This window comes from Trichocoleus sp. ST-U1 (assembly GCF_039961835.1).
Taxonomy (GTDB): Bacteria; Cyanobacteriota; Cyanobacteriia; order Cyanobacteriales; family FACHB-T130; genus FACHB-T130.
In genome coordinates this window covers 19,935-38,001 of the sequence record NZ_JAMPJZ010000054.1, presented here as the reverse complement: position 1 = coordinate 38,001, position 18,067 = coordinate 19,935, and the positions used below count along the sequence as shown (strand labels likewise).

Sequence of the window (18,067 nt, the reverse complement as noted above, 5' to 3'; positions counted from 1 at the left end):
TATTGAGGAAGTCAATCCTCCTGGAGAACACGCTCAGGCACCGGCATCTGATTTTGGCTTAGAAATGATGGATTTAGGATTGACCTCCAATCTAAAATCGATAGTCTAAAATGCCTTGTCTGTTATTGCCGGGGTATCAGCTGCGCGAAGGATCGAGTCTGAATCGAGCAAGTCTCGTGAAATTCATGCAGCTGACTTACCAGGAGCTTTTTCCAGAACAAAAAGATTTTTCTCATCTAGCGGAAACGGTTGAGCAATACTTTTCTAAAAAAACGCCTTTGTGGTGGGTCGAACTAAAGGAAGAAGGAAGAAAAAAGGAAGAAACAGATTCTTCAATTCCTGGCTCATCCGTTCATCATCCTTCCCAAGTAGCTTGTCTTTGGTTGGGAAATGCTGTGGATCAGGTGACAGGCGATCGCCATGCCCACATTTTTTTACTCTATGTCTTGCCAGAACACCGCCGACGTGGCATAGGAAAAGCTTTGGTCAATCATGCCGAAGACTGGGCGCGGGCAAGAGGCGATCGCCAAATGGGTCTGCAAGTCTTTCAAACCAATCAACCCGCGTTGAATCTTTACCGCAGCCTCGGCTACCAAACCCAGTCTTTGTGGATGCTGAAACCGCTGTTTCCTGAGACACCGCAGCCATAAGGAAGACCAAGCAAGCTATTTTGTTTTGGGTCGTCCAAAACCTTTTGCCTGTTTCTTCCCTTTGCCCTTAGAAGTTTTTTCCGGTACGGCAGGAATGCTGTGCGTCTTTGGCAATGCCTGAGCTTCAGATGTTACAGCAGGCTTTGTCTGCGTTTGTGGCTCGGCTTCTTCACCAGCATCAGCGGCAACAAACTGTTTCCCACAGTCTTTACAAACATATCTTTGCTTGTTTTTATAGTGCCCATTTTTCCGAACCTCAGTAGCGCCGCATTTTGGACAGTTAATCTGAGGTGTTTCTATTGCTTGGGCTTCTGGGACGGCTGCGGGTGCTGATTCTACCGCGGGTTCGTTCTGGTCGTCTGCTTCTGGTTGCTGGTTGAAAACAGATACCACTGCTTCAAGCGCTGATGCAGCTCTATCTAATAAAGTTGGTTGAGGGGCGTCTGGTTCATCCTTGGGAGCGATCGCTTCCTCCGAAGACTCAGCAGCCGTCTCCTCGTCTGGTTGAACTGACACTGGAGCTTCGGCTGTTGGTGTTTCGGTTTCGACTTCCGATTCGCTGGGGATCTCTTCGACTGGAACGGATGTAGCCGCTGATATTTCGGCTTCGACTGGAGGTGCTGGTTCTACAGCAGGCTCTTTTTGGTCGGCATCTGGCTTGTCGAAAACAGATACCACCGCCTGAAGCGCCGCCGCCGCCCTGTCTAATAAAGAGGGTTTTTGGGTATCTTCTGGTTCCTCTATCGGCGCGATCGCCTCTGGCGACTCAGCCTCAGCAGCAGTCGTCTCCTCAGTCGGTTGAACTGACACTTCCGGTGCCGCCGTTGGAGTTTCAGATATTGCTTCTGGAAGGGCGCTGGGCGTCTCCTTGACGGGTTCGGGAATGGGTGCTGCTTCCGTCTCTGGCACTGAACTGGGTGATGACTCTACTTCCGGTGCCGAGACTGGAGTTTGGGCTTCTGTCCCTGGCACTGAGCTGGATGGTGACTCAACTTCCGGTGCCGCGACATCTGAGGGAGCCGTAGAACTCGCGTCTACTGGCTGCTCCCAACCAGGTACTGGAGGGGCAGGCTTCCAGTTGGGGTCAGGCTGGGGAATTTTGAATGCTATAATTTCCGGCGGTTGCGATCGCGTTGGTTTGGCAGCAGTCAGTCGGCTGATGCGATCGCCGAGATTTTCCGCGATCGCATAGGTCACGGGAAGCACCGTCGGTTTCGAGACTGCCTCTCGCACCAAGCCGCTAACGTGTTCGGACGGATCGAGGGCAGGTTGAGGGGCAGGTTGAGGGGCAGGTTGAGGGGTAGATGGCACTGACGGTGATAAATTGACCTGCGGCAATGGCATCACCGGCTGCTGAGATTGGTGGGTAGGTCCCAAGGCGGGAACGAATCGAATGGAACGAACCATCCGGCGATATGGCTCTAGGTGGTCTGTCACATTACTCCCCCTGTTATCAAGGATCACAATAGAAGGCTCTTGGTGTCGTGTACTATACCAAATTCAACTTTTTGATCGGGTCTAGCAACTCATAATGTTAGTTTTCTTAACTTTCGTGCCTCTCTCAAGCAGGCATTGCCAGTAGAGACTAGAGGAAGGGGAGCGGTAGTGGTACTTTATTCAAATATGTATGACGACGATGACGATTTGAGCTTACTCGATCCAGAGATAGAGCTAGAAAGCCCTCTGGATCAAATAGAGCCGCTTGATGCCGACGCAGAGAGCCAACCTAAACCAGATCCAGATGCGATGCTGGCACTGTTAACGGCTCCTGGAACGCAGCAACGGATGCTAGCAGCACGAGCTTTCTGCGAACTCCAGGATGAACGAGCGATTCCTCATTTAATTCACTTGCTGAGTGACCCCTGCCCGTTGCTGCGGGTGAGTGCTGCTTATGGACTGGGGCGCAATCCCAGTTCTACAGCCGTAGTGCCGTTGATAACCCAGCTCAACAACGATTGGAATGGCTACGTCCGCAAAGGTGTTGTTTGGGCTTTGGGAAACTGCCGCGATCGCCGCTCGCTAGAACCCCTCACCGACGCCTTAAAAACCGATATTTCTGCCGTGCGTCTGTGGGCAGCCAGTGGGTTAGCTCAAATGGCTGAACTGGGCTACGAAGCCATTGTGGCATCAATTCCACCCCTGATTGAAGCTCTAAGGCAAGACCCGATCGCCGCAGTCCGTAGCAACTGTGCTTGGTCGTTAGGACAACTCTGCCGCGAAATGCCTTCTAATGCCGTCTACGCGGGTGCCATTGATGGATTAATTGAGGCATTTGCAGAAGATGAAGAGATGGGTGTCCGAGAAGATGCAAAAGCTGCGCTTTTGAGAGTCGGCGATCCCAGAGGTCTTCAGCTGATTGAAACCCTAGAACAGGAAGGACTCGTGTAAACCGACAACATTAGCCTGGAGAACTGCGGATTTCATCCAACTTTGCCCGCACCGCTTGAATATCCTGCCACATTAACCATTTGGGGCTGCCCGCTTCACGGGCAGGATTCCGCAGCAGGTAGGCTGGATGGAGAATCGGCATACACAGGCGTCCTTCCCACTCGATCCAAGTGCCGCGAATCTTAGTAATGCCTCTTTTATCGCCAGTCAATCCTTTCACTGCTGTAGCGCCCGTCAATAGGATAATTTTCGGGTCTACCATGCGGATCTGTTCTAACAGATACGGTTTGCAAGCAGCGATTTCATCGGGGGTGGGAACCCGATTAGCGGGGGGACGGCACTTATTAATATTGGCAATGTAGACGTCCTGTTCGGGATCTAGCTGCACCGACGCGAGTATTTTATCTAGCAACTGACCCGATTTACCGACAAATGGTTTGCCTTGTTCGTCTTCATTTTGACCGGGTGCTTCCCCCACAACCATAATGGGTGCCTGGAGATTGCCGCGTCCAACTACAGCGTTTGTGCGGGTTTCGCCCAATTGACAGCGATAGCATTGGTTGCAATGCTCAGCCATCTGAGCCATTGTTTGATAGGTGCCAGCAGGAATAGGAATTTTGGCACTTGTCGGAATCAGTTCTAGTGCTTGAGGCTGGGCTGTGGTAGATTCGCTAATCCCTGAAGTGTCAAAAAGGCTGAGTTGGTCTTCGCTTGGCATGAATTTGGCGGATAGTCTATGGTTTTTCCGAAATAATCCTAACAATATTGACCCTCCGCTGACCTAATCTGGAAGGTCGCTCTGCTGACTGAGGTCAGCGTAGGGCTTAGGTTCTCTGAGCTTCCGGTTACTCTTAGGCTGAAGGTGGGTTCACACTTGCCCTTTGATAGTTCATACTTTGGATGGACTCTCGATTTCTGCCTTATCTGGCGAAAATCAGCCATTATAGAGGCGAGCGCACTGCCAACTTCTGGAGGGTGCCATGTCATCAGCCCCAATTTTCCGCGATCGCATTACTGCTGGCGAGCAGCTAGCTCAGCCTATTCTGGCAGAGATTAAGCAGCTCCAGGCTCAAGGCTTGAGCGTTCAGCCTATCGTTTATGCACTGCCTCGCGGCGGCATTCCGGTGGCTGTGCCGGTAGCACGCTGTCTGGGTTGCCCGGTGGATATCGTTGTCGCTAAAAAAATTACCCGTCCTGAAAATCCAGAACTGGCGATTGGTGCCGTCACGTCAGATGGGCACGTTATCTGGTACCAAGCAAAGCGATCGCGGAAAGATCCCGAAAATAATCAGCTACGGGAAGCGGCGTTGCACCAAGCCCAAGAAAAAGCTGCGGCGCTCTACAGTCAGCTTTCTCCTAGCTGCTTATCCGTGAATCCTCGCGGTGCGATCGCTATTTTGATTGACGATGGCATTGCTACCGGCATGACAATGGCAGCCGCCGCTTACGCTTTGAAAGCCCAAGAACCTGCTGCGGTTTGGGTTTGTAGTCCGGTGGCACCGATAGGATTAGGCGATTGGCTATTATCTTGGAGCGATCGCGTGATTATCCTCCAAGCACCCGATCCTTTCCTCAGTGTCAGTCGCTTCTATGAGGCATTTCCCCAAGTTGAGACACAAGAAGCGATCGCTGACTTACAACAGCACAATCAGCAGATTTTCCCTGGAACTCCTCCAGATGCACCTCTAAGCAGATAGCCAAACTGTTTAATTTTGATTATCTTAACTAGTAGTCCTAGATTGATTTTTTTATTAACGATTAACCGTTAGTTAATCGTTAATGGCTCTTTTAAAAAATAACAACCGATCGATGAGACCTATACAATTTTGGTGGCGCACTTTAGTTTTTTCTAGCCAGTACAATCCACCTTGGTTCGTTGAGTTGCTGATGACCGGGTTAGCTATCGGCTTACTGATGAGCTGGGAAATTACCAAAGACTGGCCTTATCTGCTTTTAAGTTCAAGCTATGCCATTGGAGCTGCGATGTCAATGTGGGTACGCGAAACTCTCATGCCCTCGCCCCATTTGCGCGTGATGCAGATTCTCGCCATCCTGTTACTAATCTATAGTTTTTGTAGCTTTTCTGACTTAGCCGTTTACCTCAAGTAATCCTGTTTCAAATTTAGATTTCAAAATGTAATTTCACACACTATTGGATAATTTTAAATCATGCAAATTTAAAATTATCAAGCGATACCTTTTCTTCAAAAATAAGTAAAAATTTTAACAAATAGCAAATACTTGGTGAAGAATTAACCGATTTCCTATGGGATCGTAAGCATAGACTTCTCTGCCATGAGAAGCGATAAAAATTTCTCCTGGGGGTGGGTATCCGAGGGCAGTTAGGTGAGAAATTGCCCCTTCTAAGTCAGTCACTTCTAAACACAAGCTCATTCCACTTTTAGCTGATTCAAACTCTGATAAGTGCGTTTCTTTAGGTCTGAAAATTCCTAAGCGAAATCCAGGCAACTGAAATTCAGCGTAAATATTCGGGATGTAGGGATTTGGGTTTTGGTTGAGCAGATTGGTATAGAAAAGCACTAGAACTTCAAGGTCAACGGTTGCTAAAGTGACGAGTGCGGCGGTGCATTGGAAAAGCATATTTGTTAGGAATCACCTGAAAAAAAGGTTAAGCCTTAATAAATTGGATTTTTAAGAGAAGTGAATAACCTATCTAGAGACGGGTGAAATACACTAACAAAAATATTAATTCTAGGAAGAAATAAAAGAAATCAGCAGGGTCAGTTCATGCCAGATGCACATGATGATACCGCAGCCCAGAATCGTCGCCAAGAAATTCTGAACTGGAAGCGCAGGCAGTTTCTGCAACGACTCGGCGTTTTGGGAGCTGGAGTCGCGATCGCCGATCGGATTTTGCTACACCCACACCAACAAGTCAATGCTGAAACGAATCTATCGCCAACTTCCCAGGTGACGCCCATCAAAGCAGGCGAGATTCCCCGCCGAAAACTCGGACGCACTGGCGTAGAAGTTTCCGCGCTGACACTCGGCGGCTTTCACTTGGGAGTTCCGAACGAACCCGAAGCGATTCGGATTGTTCAAGAAGCGCTGGATGCGGGTGTCACCTTTATGGACAACGCCTGGGAATATAACGAAGGTGTCAGCGAACAACGGCTGGGGAAGGCGCTGCAAGGGCGGCGGGATAAAGCTTTTGTGATGACCAAAGTTTGTACCCACGGACGCGATCGCAAAGTCGCCATGCAGCAACTAGAGCAATCTTTGCGGCGTCTGAAGACGGATTATATCGACTTATGGCAAGTTCACGAAGTTGTTTACGACAACGACCCGGAAAGGCATTTCGCCAAAGGGGGTGTTATCGAGGCTTTAGATGAAGCCAAGCAGCAGGGTAAAGTTCGGTTTGTTGGCTTCACAGGTCACAAAGATCCGGCAATTCACCTGAAAATGCTTTCCTATGATTACCCCTTTGATACGGTGCAACTGCCGCTAAATTGTTTTGACGCCAGCTTTCGCAGCTTTGAGAAACAAGTTCTCCCAGAACTCAACAAGCGCGGGATTGCCGCCATTGGCATGAAAAGTCTCGGCGGTGAGGGCGAACCGATTAAAGCAGGCGTTGTCACCGTTCAAGAAGCGTTACGCTATGCCATGAGTCTTCCCGTGGCGACGACAGTGAGTGGGATTGACTCGCTACAAGTGCTGCGCCAGAACTTGAATATTGCCAGGGGTTTCACGCCGATGACTCCAGAGGAAATGCAAGCCGTGCGATCGCGTTATGCAACCTATGCTGCTGATGGGCGCTTTGAACTTTACAAAACATCAAAGAAGTACGACGGGTCACCGGGTAGAGAACAGCACGGATTTCCACCAAAAGAGCAAGTTGAAACTTGAAGCGGTACGCTAGCTTTTAAGGATAGTTCTCTCGTTGATTAAAGACGGGTGGTAATTGGAATTGGAGTGATGAGTTTTGAATAAAGCATTTTAAACTCAAAACTCAGAATTAAACACGCGCTACTCTAACAAAACTTTTGATTGATTACCCCTCTTCCCTGCATCAGTACTGCTCACCAAAACTCAAGTTTTTAGGAAAACGGCTATGACTACTACGCTATCTATGCCCAGTTTTCTAGAGTCGAATCTTGGTCAAGAAGCAGAAGACCTTCTGACTCACAAAGCGAAGATTTCTAAAGATTTACTGCATCTGCCAGGGCCTGATTTTGTAGACCGAATTTTTGCTGCTAGCGATCGCAACCCGCAAGTGCTGCGGAGTCTCCAGCAACTGTATTCAACCGGGCGTTTAGCCAATACTGGCTATCTTTCCATCCTGCCAGTAGACCAAGGAATCGAACACTCAGCGGGTGCTTCTTTTGCACCCAACCCGATGTATTTCGATCCTGAGAATATCGTCAAACTCGCGATCGCTGCCGGTTGCAATGCCGTTGCTACCACGCTGGGCGTTTTGGGCATGGTTTCTCGCAAGTATGCCCACAAAATCCCCTTCATTCTCAAGATTAACCACAACGAACTGCTCACTTACCCCAATCAATTCGACCAGATAATGTTTGCCTCTATCGAGCAAGCATGGAATTTGGGGGCAACTGCGGTCGGGGCAACGATTTACTTTGGTTCAGATCAATCTACCCGCCAAATTCAGGAAGTCAGCCAAGCTTTTGAACTCGCCCACGAATATGGGATGGCAACGATCCTTTGGTGCTATCTCCGGAACAACGCTTTTAAGCAAGACAAAGACTATCACCTGGCAGGAGATCTCACGGCTCAGGCGAACCACTTGGGCGTGACCATTCAAGCAGACATCATTAAACAAAAGCTGCCTGAATGCAACAACGGATATGCTGCGGTTGCCAAAGCCACAGGTCAAAGTTACGGCAAAACCCACGATCGAGTTTACACCGACCTGACGACCGACCACCCGATCGATCTCACCCGCTACCAGGTGCTAAATTGCTACTCTGGTCGCGCTGGATTGATTAATTCCGGAGGTGCGTCAGGTAAAAACGACTTTGCCGAAGCAATCCGCACCGCCGTCATTAACAAACGGGCTGGGGGTACTGGATTGATTTCCGGTCGTAAAACCTTCCAGCGTCCGTTTGAGGAAGGAGTGAAGCTATTTAACGCCATCCAAGATGTTTATCTGTCACCAGATGTAACCATTGCTTGAGCGCGGGGTCTGTTTATCCAGATCCATAAGCGCCAAAGCGTGTTTTCAAAGAACCTCTAAGGTACAACGACACTAAAATGGAAAACTTTGTGTTTCCTGAGTGTCTTTGTGCCTTAGTGGTTAATTGTCAGGATGCAGGTAAAAACAAGGAATTCGTTTAAAAAGTAAAAAAAATGCCAACCTGGAGCCTGATTGCAGGCTACTCTGAAAGACTAGAGAGTTACCAAGAGCGAACTGGCAAGTCAGCGCAACGCGATCGCACAAGCTAAGTTACTTTGGCAACGGCTCTCTAAGTTAGTCTCAAGAGTGGGGTAAGGATGAAGCTGGCAGCACGAGTGGAGCAAGTACAGCCTTCTTTAACATTGGCGATCGCAGCTAAAGCCAAGGCGATGAAGGCGGAAGGAATGGATGTTTGTAGTTTGAGTGCTGGGGAACCGGATTTCGACACCCCGACGCATATCAAAATCGCTGCCCAAAAAGCGCTAGACGAGGGCAAGACCAAGTACGGGCCAGCGGCTGGGGAACCGAAGTTAAGGCAAGCGATCGCTCACAAGCTACAAACTGATAATGGACTCAGCTACATGGCTGAAAATGTCATCGTTACCAACGGTGGCAAACATTCCCTCTATAACCTGCACATGGCGCTGATTGAGGCGGGGGATGAGGTGATTATCCCCGCTCCCTACTGGCTCAGTTATCCGGATATGGTGGTTCTAGCGGGTGGGACTCCGGTGATTGTGCAGACAGATGCCTCCACCGGCTATAAAATTACGCCGGAGCAACTCCGCTCATCTTGTACCGAACGGACGAAGCTCTTTGTCCTCAATTCCCCTTCTAATCCCACCGGCATCGTCTATACGCCAGCAGAGTTGGCAGCATTGGCAGAGGTGGTGGTAGAGAAAGATATTCTGGTTGTCTCCGATGAGATTTACGAAAAGATTATCTATGATGGAGCGCAACAGATTAGTATTGGTTCGCTGGGATCAGAGATTTTTGAGCGCACCCTCATTAGCAATGGGTTTGCAAAAGCTTACTCAATGACGGGTTGGCGAATTGGTTATCTCGCGGGTCCCGTAAAATTGATTAAAACAATGAGTACCATCCAAGGGCACAGCACCTCGAATGTGTGTACTTTTGCACAATTTGGCGCGATCGCTGCCTTGGAAGGTTCTCAAGAGTGCGTGGAACAAATGCGCCTCGCCTTTGCCGAACGGCGACAGGTAATGTTAGAGCGTCTCAACGCTATTTCTGGACTCAGTTGTGCCAAGCCTGACGGTGCTTTCTATTTGTTCATTAATATCGGCAAGACGGGTTTAACTTCTCTAGAATTCTGTGATGCTTTACTAGAATCTCAGCAAGTTGCTGCCATTCCAGGGATTGCTTTTGGTGCCGATGACCACATCCGTTTATCTTACGCGACGGATATGACCTCGATTGAGAAAGGCATGGACAGATTAGATAAGTTTGTGCGATCGCTAGTTTAGTCCAGAGCTGGGGAAAACGATCTCGTCACTCACTGAACAAAATTGGTAAAGTAGCACCCGTGATTCTTAGGGTTTCTGGGATGCTACTTTGCGATCGCTTTGTCTAAAATTGGCCACGAGCAAAATACAAAGAAGCTGCTTCTTGTGATTTGCATCACATAAGCGGAAGATTGCGATCGCATTCTATTGAGATTGCCATCACTCAACGAATGCGACTTTAAATCTTATTTATTAGTTTCATCACTCATAAGGTTGATATGCGTCACTTTTTTTGTAGACAGCTATCACTTATCCCGACAGAGATTGCAGTGCATAGTAAGAATTAAGATACAGAATTTCACAAGCGGAGATAAATAAAATGTTAGTAACTTCCAATTTTATATATTCTCACAGCCGTTACTATGGCGATGTAAAACCAGAAAATTTAGTTTTTAATGCAAATCTACAAGAATTTGCTCAAAAAGCAACTTATATCAGTTGTCTGGCAAGCAATGGCAAAATTCCTCTAGAGAAAGCTTTCCAAGACCTTGAAATGCTTTGGAAACAGTTAGAAGATTCAAAAAAGCAGCTAGGTGTAGGCGAACATCCATTCCAAGTAGAAGGAGAAAACACTTAGTTTAGTATCGGTGAAACTACCTTCACCGATACTACAAGCACAGGCGAGAGCGTTGCGCTGACTTGTCAGTTCTCACTTTTAAAAAACTGCTTTTTTACTTTAGCTTCTCGTAGGCAGCTAAAATAATCCTTTCTGTTTCCTCCCAATTAATACATTTATCTGTTACTGAAACCCCGTATTTTAATTCTTCTAATTGGCTAGGAATGGGTTGATTGCCTTCGTACAAATTTGATTCCAGCATCATGCCAACGATTGAAGCATTCCCCTCCAATATTTGTTGAATAACATTTTCAAAAACTGCTGACTGTTTTTTATAGTCTTTATTTGAATTTCCGTGACTACAGTCAATGACAATTTTTGGAGGTAAATTAGCTGCTTTTAATTTTTCCTCCGCAATTTTTACATTTGCAGCATCAAAGTTAGGCTGTTTGGCACCGCCCCGTAAAATAATATGACCGTAAGCATTTCCTTTCGTTTTAAAAATGCTCACCTGTCCCGTTGCATTGATCCCTAGAAAATGGTGAGGTTTTCTAGCTGACTCCAGAGCATTTAAAGCGACTTGAACGCTACCATCAGTACCATTTTTAAAACCTACAGGCATTGAAAGTCCGCTTGCCATTTCGCGGTGAGTTTGCGATTCGGTTGTGCGTGCCCCAATTGCAGACCATGCAATCAATTCGCCAATATATTGTGGAATTATAGGATCGAGAGCTTCTGTAGCAGTAGGTAATCCCAATTCAGTTATTTTGATTAATAAACTCCGTGCAGTTAATAAACCCTTTTCTATGTGGAAAGAATCATCCATATCCGGATCGTTAATTAATCCTTTCCATCCCACAGTAGTCCTTGGTTTTTCAAAATACACTCTCATGATCAGCAGCAGCTTATCGTTCACTCGATCGGAGAGATTTTTTAGCCTATAGGCGTATTCTTCAGCAGATTTTACATCATGAATAGAACAAGGGCCAACCACAATAAATTTTCGACTATCTTTCCCATCTAGGATATCCTCTATTTCATTCCTAAAGTTTAAGACGGTTTTTTCCGCCTCATCTGTTAAAGGTAATTTTGATTTAACTTCATTTGGAGTTAAGAGAATATGCGAATCTTCAATATGAGTGTTGAATAATTGAGTTTCCATCGGGTATAATTCCTGGTTTTTGTATACGTTAGGGATTGAAGTCCAAATGTAATGTTATAGACAGGGTGAAAAAATTCATCTAACTTAGATAAAAAAATTAATAAAAACGCTGAACCCTAGCTGCAAGGATTCCCCGAAGCACATCTTAGGGAAGCGATCGCTACCTGGATGCACCCTCACCCAAGTTGAGAGCGATCGCTTCCCTGAATCTCTCCGGGTTGCTAAACATCTATTTCAGCAACGGCAACTCCTCACCGATTTCCGCGATTTCTGCTGAGATGCTTGGAGTGCTAGCCCTCTTAGGTAGTTTTTCATGTATTTTAAATCAGTGAATTTATCTTGTGTAGATTTCCTGTTTTGCCCTTACCAAGGGATACCTTTCAGCAACCACTGTTTTTTTCGAGGCATAAGGCACAGATAGAATCCTTGATCTCTAGTAAAGTCGGTAATATCATTTTGTTTGTCCTGCCAAGTTTATTATATTCAATCGAGATCCGACGCTCGCAGCACTCTCATGATGCAAATATAAGAAAGCGCGCTCGCCATACATACTGACAACCTAGCTTCTATTCCCTCTAGCTTTTCGTACTCAATATTTATGTATAAAAAAACTCACGGTGTTATTGCTGCTGGACATCAAAAAACAGCCGAAGCTGGAATTGAGATGCTCCAATTAGGGGGGAACGCATTTGATGCAGCGGCGGCTGCAATCCTAGCCTCTTGCGTTACCGAAACTGCCCTGACATCTGCGGGGGGTGGTGGGTTTCTTTTAGCCCATACTCAGGATAATCAAAATACTTTGTTTGACTTCTTTTCTCAAACACCACGATACAAAAGAAGTCAGGAACAGCTTAATTTTTATCCAGTTGCAATTAATTTTGGCGATGCAGTTCAAGAGTTCCATATTGGGCTTGGTTCAATGGCTGTTCCAGGCAACCTCAAGGGCGTTTTCCACGTTCATCAGAAATTAGGTAGATTACCTTTTAAGGTGGTTGCTGAACCGGCAATCCGTTATGCAAAAACGGGTGTCGAACTAAACGATTTTACCTATTACTGTTTGACAATCCTCAGCCCCATGCTGCTTGGCTCTAAAGAGATGCAGCAGGTTTTTGCCCCAGAGGGGAAACTTGTCCAGCCTGGAGGAACAGTTTTGATGAGTGATTTTGCCGATACGTTAACTTATTTATCTGAAAGTGGAATTAGAGAATTTTACGAGGGTGAAATTGCCCAACGCTTAGTCAAGGATTGCCAAGATTATGGAGGTTATTTAACCTTAGAAGACCTTAAGAATTATCGAGTAATCGAGAGAAAGCCTCTGGTGATGAATTACCGGGGGAACACCTTCTTAACCAATCCTCCACCCAGTTCTGGCGGCATTCTGATTGCTTTTGCTTTAGAACTGCTTTCAAAAGTTGATTTAACTAATATAGAGTTTGGCAGTTCTGGCCATTTAGGAATATTAGCTCATGTGATGCGCCTAACCAATGAAGCCAGAACGGATAGATATGACGCTTATACTCATACAGAAGAGATTGCCCAAACTTTCTTATCATCTGAACATTTGGCTATTTATGAAGATCAATTAACTGAAGTTGTCAATAAATGGGGAAGCACTACTCATATCAGTGTGGTTGATAGCGAAGGTAATGCGGCGAGTGTTACCACTTCCAACGGAGAGGGTTCTTCTTATGTGATTCCGGGAACTGGGATTATGCTGAATAATATGCTAGGAGAAGCCGATTTAAATCCGCATGGATTTCATAACTGGGAAGAAAATACGCGGATTTCTTCAATGATGGCTCCGACTATTGTACTTAAGAATAATCAACCAGAGATTGTTTTAGGTTCTGGTGGCTCGAATCGAATTAGAACTGCAATTTTACAAGTTATTTCTAATATTATTGATTTTAAAATGGACGTTGATGCAGCAGTAAATCATCCTCGCCTTCATTGGGAAAGTGATATTTTTAATCTTGAACCCGGCTTTAGCGAAGAAGAACTTAAAAATCTGATGCTTCCAGGTAGTAATAAATTTATTTTTTGGAAACAGAAGAATATGTTTTTTGGTGGCGTTCATAGTGTCATGGAAAATTCGGAAGGATTAATAACCGGCGCTGGCGATCGCCGTAGAAGTGGAGTCATCGCGACCTGCTAAAATTGCCTCTATCGCCACATTTCAAATCCGCGCAATCCTTCTGGCGTTTCGTACTCAACCGCCACCGCTTTCACCACAGCAGCAGGTGGCCCTTTGTGACACCATTGAATTACCTCTTCAACATCTGCCTTGCTTCCTTCAAAAACAGCTTCTACACGCCCATCGGGGAGATTTTGCACCCCGCCGCTGACGCCTAGCTGGATCGCTTCATCCAACGTTGAGAACCGAAAACCAACTCCCTGAACGGTTCCTGAAACGATTACGTGGGCGCGGATTTGCCCCGTCGGGGGTGATGAATTCTGCATCTATTTTTTCCTGTCTACGACAGCTTTTAAGCTTAAAAGTATTGCCTGGGTTCATTTTAAGCAGGAATGGCGTCAGCTATTGAGCTAACGCCATTTAATTCTTTGGCAGATTGTGTGGATGGTTAATCCAACCCAACCATTTTAATCGTCGTCATCATCGTCATGGTGTTTGCAGCGATGGCTGTGCTTATGTTCGTCATCATCGTCGTCATCATCATCGCGATGTTCACTACGATATCTATCTTTGCGATCGTCATCATCGTCATCATCATTTCCGTCACGATACCTATCGCGAGCGCGGTATTCTCGATCTTCATTGCGATCGCGGTACTCTCGATCTTCATTGCGATCGCGGTATTCTCGATCTTCATTGCGATCGCGGTACTCCTGATCTCGATCGCCTCCTTCCCTATTCAAACCGGGTATGTTTCTGAACATATCGCCGATTCCCATAATGTCCCTCCAAAGTTAAGTTGAGAATTTCTTTTATTAAAGCTGTCGTAATTCTAGAAGTTTGTCACAGGAATTTGGTCAATATCTCTTCCAACAGGTAGAGCTTCTCATCCAGAAGAAGCTTCGCAAACTTGCTTAACAATATGTTTTTCAACACCAAGGGTTCAAAGGTTTACGCAGACATACCCAGAGTTTAAACTTTCCCGTATGTACTTCTTGTGCTACCTTTTTTCTTTAGGTGCTTTTTTATTGTATTGGCAATTTTTGCCCTTTATAAGAAAGTTTTATAAAGTCTTATCGTCCATGACACTGAAACATTACTGAACTTCACGAAAAAGCTATCGCTAGTATAATTTTATCTTCAAAAAATATCTGCCTGAGGAAATATTTTTAATGGTTAACGTATATATGAGTAATGTGCCAGCTATCGCAGGGCTATTTGAGCTTTCCGTAGATGCGATCGCGCTTACGCCAAGCCTGGGAATTGTCTCTCGCTTAATTACAGCCGCCTCTACAACTCCTGATACCAAAGCGTGGCTATATTCTGCTGCTTTGGTACTGATATATACCTTAATTTCACTACCTATTGGATTCAAATTTGGTTTTTTAAAACTTGATGTAGAAACATCCTGGGAAATGATTATTGGTGTAATGGCGCGTTGTCTGTTGTCTCCCGCCATATCTGAAGAGTTATTTTTTCGGATCTTACTACTTCCTCACCCTACAGAAAAAGCTACCCCTACTACTCTATGGCTTTGGGGAGGTATTAGTTTAGCAATGTTTATCATCTACCATCCGCTAAATGCCGTAACTTTCTATCCCGATGGACTCCGAACTTTTTTTAATCCAGTTTTTCTATTCTTGGCAGCACTTCTAGGTGTTATTTGTACTCTTGCCTATTTTCAAAGTGGCTCTCTATGGATGCCCGTGGCAATTCATTGGCTAATTGTGGTGGTTTGGCTACTTCTATTGGGAGGATATAAAACCTTAAACTCGTAACATTTTTGTCTTGAATGTTTATAAAAATTCTTCAAACAGTATGTAGATTTAATGGGCGAACGCTTATAATAATGTTCGTTAATCTTAGGTATTTTATGCGAACTTTTAAAATTGTTTGTTTATGGCGATATTCAAATTATTATTGCTAGTATTTAGATTGTAATAAAGTTTTTGTGATACAATAAATTCAATAAAGAAGAACTTGTCTACTAATAATAGTATTGAAAATTTATATTATTTAAGTCAATTCAAAGCGTGCCAACGTTTAGTCAGTAAAATCTAATCCTAATTTAGATAAAAGATAGATAAAAAAATGGGTGTAAAACCTTGACATAAGGCATTTTTTCAGCGTGGCGCTAGAACAAGCCTCAAACTTTTGCTCTTTTGCAAAGTCTCCGGAAATTTAGCCTGACTGCGGTAGTCTAGTTAGGCTTGTCGTAGCTTAAAACAGAAGCTAAAGGGTGTTCTGCTTGGAATATAAGGTATCGCTATATGAAACAGTAGGAGAGATTCGATGACGCTGCAAGGCTCCCGTGTAGATAGGCGTACAATTCGCCAGTCAATTGCGAAAAGTCTAGCAAAAATCATTCAACTGCTAAATAAACAGACAATTCTGGTCTTGACACTCCTATTGTGTGCTGGAGTAGCGGGAGCTTTGTGGAATATGTCCCATCTCTCGTCAAACCTAATTCAATCACAAGCACTTCAGAATGCAGCCTTGTATGCCCAAGCGATAGAGGAAGCACGCACTCTCTACAGCTCCGAGATCCTGAAGCGGATAGAAGCAGTTCCTGAAATCACCATTACCGACAACTACACTGCTCTAGAAAAGGCAATTCCCGTACCAGCGACATTCTTGATAGAACTCAGTCACCGCCTCGTTCAAAAAAACCCTGGGATGTCAGTCCGACTTTATAGTGAGTATCCCTTTCGCCAGCGGCAAGCGACAGGTGGCCCCAAAGACAATTTTGAGTGGGAAGCGCTTCGCGCCTTGAGGCAACATCCCGATCGACCCTTTGTTCGCTTGGAGAAGTTTCAAGGGCGTTTGTCATTGCGATATGCACAAGCCGATCTCATGAAGGCTAGCTGCGTTGCTTGCCACAATACTCACCCGGATAGCCCTAAAAAAGACTGGAAAGTAGGGGATGTTCGAGGGATTTTGGAAATCTCCAGTCCTCTGGATGAGTTCATGGCAAAAACTCATGCAGGACTGCGAGGAACTTTCGTAATGTTAGCGCTCCTATCTCTATTGGGGCTGTTAGGAATTGCTCTGGTGATCGGCAGGCTGCGCCAAACTTCCAAGGAGCTAGAGTTGCGCGTCATCGAACGCACGGCGCAATTGCGGGAGTCAAATCAGCAACTGACGGTAGAACAGGAGAAGTCTGACAACTTGTTACTTAATATCTTGCCAGAGCCGATTGCCAGACAACTCAAAGACGGGCAAAGTAACATTGCCGATGGATTTGCTGAAGTGACGATTTTATTTGCCGATCTGGTTAACTTTACTCAGCTTTCAGAAAAGATATCACCGAAAGAACTTGTCTGGTTGCTGAACGAAATTTTCTCCGGGTTCGATCGCCTCACCGAACGGCATAACTTGGAGAAAATCAAGACAATTGGCGATGCCTACATGGTGGTAGGAGGTCTTCCCGAACCCCGACCCGATCATGCAGAAGCGATCGCCCAAATGGCAATCGATATGCAAAAAGAAATTGACCAATTCAACGCCAAACATCATCAAACACTCAGTATCCGCATTGGCATTAATACTGGCCCGGTAGTTGCTGGAGTTATCGGCACTAAAAAGTTCATCTATGACCTTTGGGGGGATACCGTGAACATCGCCAGCCGGATGGAATCCCACGGATTGCCAGGTGAAATTCAAGTAACGGCTACAACTTACGAATACTTACAGAATCGATATGCGTTGGAGCAGAGAGGCTCGATTCAGGTCAAAGGCAAAGGAGAAATGGAAACTTACCTTCTAAAAGGGAGAAAGCGTGAGGTTTCCCTTACTTAATGACTTGGCGTTTTTGAATCACTGCCTGCCGAAATCCCAACACAATCAGAATATTAGAAAGCGTCAGAAAAACCTCTGCGCCACCGTGCAGCCAATCGACATTTGCTAAGGATTCCCCATAGGCAACTTGGGCATAAATTCCAGCCGGAATTGTGACGCCCACAAAAACCAAGGTCATGTAGAAACCAATTAAAGCTAAACGCGGCATCTGCCCGCTTCGCGTCAGAAACCAGAGAAAGCCTAAATAGGGGAATAGAGAGAGTGCAAAAAGGGTTTCTTTAGACATTACCGTGATTTTGGAGAGATAATTGGCGCATCGTCTTTTTGATTAGCCACGGGTGATGAACGCCAAATCCACCAAGCAGCCGCCAAAAGGGTGCAGTTACCCAGCAAAGTCATTGCCGCCTGAAGCGTAACCAGCCATTCTAAGGATTCTGGGTTGTCAAAATAGTGCCAAGTGCAGGCACACATGGCACTAACTAATGCGGGTAGCATGGCAAAGGATAATCCCCACCAAGCCCGATTGCGAGTCACTTCGCCGTAGATCCAGATTAACCAAATGGCGGCAATCCACTCGATGACGCTGGAAACGTGAATAATCCAGGTAGGAATTGAGAGTGCGTGCATAAAGAAGTTTTTGAGGGTTGAGGTTGAAGTTTTGAATTAGAAGTCTTAACTCAACCCGTGCTAAGCACCGCTTC

The 18,067-nt window shown here is 45.8% G+C and carries 18 protein-coding genes and 1 pseudogene; 11 read left to right on the top strand and 8 right to left on the bottom strand.

All coding sequences use genetic code 11. The features are described 5' to 3' along the window. The first annotated feature begins 110 nt into the window (after nucleotides 1-110). Complete coding sequence (locus NDA06_RS18150) at nucleotides 111-650, top strand: GNAT family N-acetyltransferase (RefSeq protein WP_190429519.1); 540 nt, start codon at nucleotides 111-113, stop codon at nucleotides 648-650. A 180-nt stretch (nucleotides 651-830) separates the two neighbouring features. Here the strand turns inward: NDA06_RS18150 and NDA06_RS18145 are convergent. Then, nucleotides 831-929 (bottom strand): annotated as a pseudogene (locus NDA06_RS18145) (IS1 family transposase); the annotation flags it as partial. Nucleotides 930-2,273: 1,344 nt separating this feature from the next. Between NDA06_RS18145 and NDA06_RS18140 the strand changes: the two are divergent. Beyond that, a complete protein-coding gene (locus NDA06_RS18140) occupies nucleotides 2,274-3,038 on the top strand; it encodes a HEAT repeat domain-containing protein (protein ID WP_190410906.1) in 765 nt (254 codons plus the stop codon). 10 nt (nucleotides 3,039-3,048) lie between these two features. Here the strand turns inward: NDA06_RS18140 and NDA06_RS18135 are convergent, their stop codons facing one another. Next, entirely contained in the window at nucleotides 3,049-3,756 is a 708-nt protein-coding gene (locus NDA06_RS18135) for a uracil-DNA glycosylase (protein WP_190986179.1), read from the bottom strand. Nucleotides 3,757-4,018: 262 nt separating this feature from the next. On the opposite strand from NDA06_RS18135, the gene NDA06_RS18130 reads away from it, so the two are divergent. Beyond that, nucleotides 4,019-4,735, top strand: a complete 717-nt coding sequence (locus NDA06_RS18130) for a phosphoribosyltransferase family protein (protein WP_190986178.1) — start codon at nucleotides 4,019-4,021, stop codon at nucleotides 4,733-4,735. Between the two features lie 112 nt (nucleotides 4,736-4,847). Continuing rightward, nucleotides 4,848-5,147, top strand: a complete 300-nt coding sequence (locus NDA06_RS18125) for a hypothetical protein (RefSeq protein WP_190410594.1) — start codon at nucleotides 4,848-4,850, stop codon at nucleotides 5,145-5,147. A gap of 114 nt (nucleotides 5,148-5,261) precedes the next feature. Here NDA06_RS18125 and NDA06_RS18120 read toward each other — a convergent pair whose 3' ends face one another. Beyond that, nucleotides 5,262-5,639, bottom strand: coding sequence for a VOC family protein (locus tag NDA06_RS18120; protein WP_190410595.1), 378 nt, complete (start codon nucleotides 5,637-5,639; stop codon nucleotides 5,262-5,264). A 147-nt stretch (nucleotides 5,640-5,786) separates the two neighbouring features. Here NDA06_RS18120 and NDA06_RS18115 point away from each other — a divergent pair, with 147 nt between their 5' ends. From NDA06_RS18115 to NDA06_RS18100, 4 genes are all read left to right on the top strand, one after another. Further along, entirely contained in the window at nucleotides 5,787-6,905 is a 1,119-nt protein-coding gene (locus NDA06_RS18115) for an aldo/keto reductase (RefSeq protein WP_190986177.1), read from the top strand. A gap of 205 nt (nucleotides 6,906-7,110) precedes the next feature. After that, nucleotides 7,111-8,193 carry a class I fructose-bisphosphate aldolase gene (locus tag NDA06_RS18110; RefSeq protein WP_190429513.1) on the top strand — a complete coding sequence of 361 codons (1,083 nt, stop codon included), beginning with the start codon at nucleotides 7,111-7,113 and terminating at the stop codon, nucleotides 8,191-8,193. Nucleotides 8,194-8,510: 317 nt separating this feature from the next. Next, on the top strand, nucleotides 8,511-9,677 hold the full coding sequence (locus NDA06_RS18105; RefSeq protein WP_190986176.1) for a pyridoxal phosphate-dependent aminotransferase: 1,167 nt from the start codon (nucleotides 8,511-8,513) through the stop codon (nucleotides 9,675-9,677). Nucleotides 9,678-10,035: 358 nt separating this feature from the next. Beyond that, on the top strand, nucleotides 10,036-10,293 hold the full coding sequence (locus tag NDA06_RS18100; protein WP_190534874.1) for a hypothetical protein: 258 nt from the start codon (nucleotides 10,036-10,038) through the stop codon (nucleotides 10,291-10,293). Nucleotides 10,294-10,387: 94 nt separating this feature from the next. Here the strand turns inward: NDA06_RS18100 and NDA06_RS18095 are convergent, their stop codons facing one another. Next, complete coding sequence (locus NDA06_RS18095) at nucleotides 10,388-11,434, bottom strand: 3-deoxy-7-phosphoheptulonate synthase (protein ID WP_190986175.1); 1,047 nt, start codon at nucleotides 11,432-11,434, stop codon at nucleotides 10,388-10,390. A gap of 598 nt (nucleotides 11,435-12,032) precedes the next feature. Between NDA06_RS18095 and ggt the strand changes: the two genes are divergently transcribed. Continuing rightward, nucleotides 12,033-13,589: a gamma-glutamyltransferase gene (ggt, locus tag NDA06_RS18090; RefSeq protein ID WP_190986174.1), complete on the top strand. Its 1,557-nt coding sequence runs from the start codon at nucleotides 12,033-12,035 to the stop codon at nucleotides 13,587-13,589. Between the two features lie 8 nt (nucleotides 13,590-13,597). Here the strand turns inward: ggt and NDA06_RS18085 are convergent, their stop codons facing one another. Together NDA06_RS18085 and NDA06_RS18080 are read right to left on the bottom strand one after the other, a co-directional pair. After that, entirely contained in the window at nucleotides 13,598-13,894 is a 297-nt protein-coding gene (locus NDA06_RS18085) for an acylphosphatase (protein ID WP_190986173.1), read from the bottom strand. Nucleotides 13,895-14,035: 141 nt separating this feature from the next. Then, nucleotides 14,036-14,332: a polyribonucleotide nucleotidyltransferase gene (locus NDA06_RS18080; protein WP_199324119.1), complete on the bottom strand. Its 297-nt coding sequence runs from the start codon at nucleotides 14,330-14,332 to the stop codon at nucleotides 14,036-14,038. 408 nt (nucleotides 14,333-14,740) lie between these two features. Between NDA06_RS18080 and NDA06_RS18075 the strand changes: the two genes are divergently transcribed. Further along, nucleotides 14,741-15,346 carry a CPBP family glutamic-type intramembrane protease gene (locus NDA06_RS18075; RefSeq protein ID WP_242047484.1) on the top strand — a complete coding sequence of 202 codons (606 nt, stop codon included), beginning with the start codon at nucleotides 14,741-14,743 and terminating at the stop codon, nucleotides 15,344-15,346. 514 nt (nucleotides 15,347-15,860) lie between these two features. Then, the gene (locus NDA06_RS18070) at nucleotides 15,861-17,366 is read left to right on the top strand and encodes an adenylate/guanylate cyclase domain-containing protein (RefSeq protein ID WP_190410605.1); all 1,506 of its coding nucleotides are present in this window, start codon (nucleotides 15,861-15,863) and stop codon (nucleotides 17,364-17,366) included. Here the strand turns inward: NDA06_RS18070 and NDA06_RS18065 are convergent. Both NDA06_RS18065 and NDA06_RS18060 read right to left on the bottom strand, forming a co-directional pair. Continuing rightward, nucleotides 17,359-17,652 (bottom strand): DUF3593 domain-containing protein, encoded by a 294-nt coding sequence (locus NDA06_RS18065; protein ID WP_190410606.1) that lies wholly within the window; start codon nucleotides 17,650-17,652, stop codon nucleotides 17,359-17,361. The genes NDA06_RS18070 and NDA06_RS18065 overlap by 8 nt on opposite strands. Next, a complete protein-coding gene (locus tag NDA06_RS18060) occupies nucleotides 17,652-17,993 on the bottom strand; it encodes a DUF2499 domain-containing protein (RefSeq protein ID WP_190986171.1) in 342 nt (113 codons plus the stop codon). The genes NDA06_RS18065 and NDA06_RS18060 overlap by 1 nt, the downstream gene beginning before the upstream one ends. Between the last annotated feature and the right edge of the window lie 74 nt (nucleotides 17,994-18,067).

What these genes read in the sequence shown, in the direction of transcription:
- NDA06_RS18140 (WP_190410906.1), top strand. Translation starts at nt 2,274, where the DNA reads ATGTATGACGACGATGACGATTTGAGCTTACTCGATCCAGAGATAGAG.
- NDA06_RS18095 (WP_190986175.1), bottom strand. Translation starts at nt 11,434, where the DNA reads ATGGAAACTCAATTATTCAACACTCATATTGAAGATTCGCATATTCTC.
- NDA06_RS18115 (WP_190986177.1), top strand. Translation starts at nt 5,787, where the DNA reads ATGCCAGATGCACATGATGATACCGCAGCCCAGAATCGTCGCCAAGAA.
- NDA06_RS18130 (WP_190986178.1), top strand. Translation starts at nt 4,019, where the DNA reads ATGTCATCAGCCCCAATTTTCCGCGATCGCATTACTGCTGGCGAGCAG.
- NDA06_RS18105 (WP_190986176.1), top strand. Translation starts at nt 8,511, where the DNA reads ATGAAGCTGGCAGCACGAGTGGAGCAAGTACAGCCTTCTTTAACATTG.
- NDA06_RS18135 (WP_190986179.1), bottom strand. Translation starts at nt 3,756, where the DNA reads ATGCCAAGCGAAGACCAACTCAGCCTTTTTGACACTTCAGGGATTAGC.
- NDA06_RS18075 (WP_242047484.1), top strand. Translation starts at nt 14,741, where the DNA reads ATGGTTAACGTATATATGAGTAATGTGCCAGCTATCGCAGGGCTATTT.
- NDA06_RS18070 (WP_190410605.1), top strand. Translation starts at nt 15,861, where the DNA reads ATGACGCTGCAAGGCTCCCGTGTAGATAGGCGTACAATTCGCCAGTCA.
- ggt (WP_190986174.1), top strand. Translation starts at nt 12,033, where the DNA reads ATGTATAAAAAAACTCACGGTGTTATTGCTGCTGGACATCAAAAAACA.
- NDA06_RS18065 (WP_190410606.1), bottom strand. Translation starts at nt 17,652, where the DNA reads ATGTCTAAAGAAACCCTTTTTGCACTCTCTCTATTCCCCTATTTAGGC.
- NDA06_RS18150 (WP_190429519.1), top strand. Translation starts at nt 111, where the DNA reads ATGCCTTGTCTGTTATTGCCGGGGTATCAGCTGCGCGAAGGATCGAGT.
- NDA06_RS18060 (WP_190986171.1), bottom strand. Translation starts at nt 17,993, where the DNA reads ATGCACGCACTCTCAATTCCTACCTGGATTATTCACGTTTCCAGCGTC.
- NDA06_RS18125 (WP_190410594.1), top strand. Translation starts at nt 4,848, where the DNA reads ATGAGACCTATACAATTTTGGTGGCGCACTTTAGTTTTTTCTAGCCAG.
- NDA06_RS18100 (WP_190534874.1), top strand. Translation starts at nt 10,036, where the DNA reads ATGTTAGTAACTTCCAATTTTATATATTCTCACAGCCGTTACTATGGC.
- NDA06_RS18085 (WP_190986173.1), bottom strand. Translation starts at nt 13,894, where the DNA reads ATGCAGAATTCATCACCCCCGACGGGGCAAATCCGCGCCCACGTAATC.
- NDA06_RS18080 (WP_199324119.1), bottom strand. Translation starts at nt 14,332, where the DNA reads ATGTTCAGAAACATACCCGGTTTGAATAGGGAAGGAGGCGATCGAGAT.
- NDA06_RS18120 (WP_190410595.1), bottom strand. Translation starts at nt 5,639, where the DNA reads ATGCTTTTCCAATGCACCGCCGCACTCGTCACTTTAGCAACCGTTGAC.
- NDA06_RS18110 (WP_190429513.1), top strand. Translation starts at nt 7,111, where the DNA reads ATGACTACTACGCTATCTATGCCCAGTTTTCTAGAGTCGAATCTTGGT.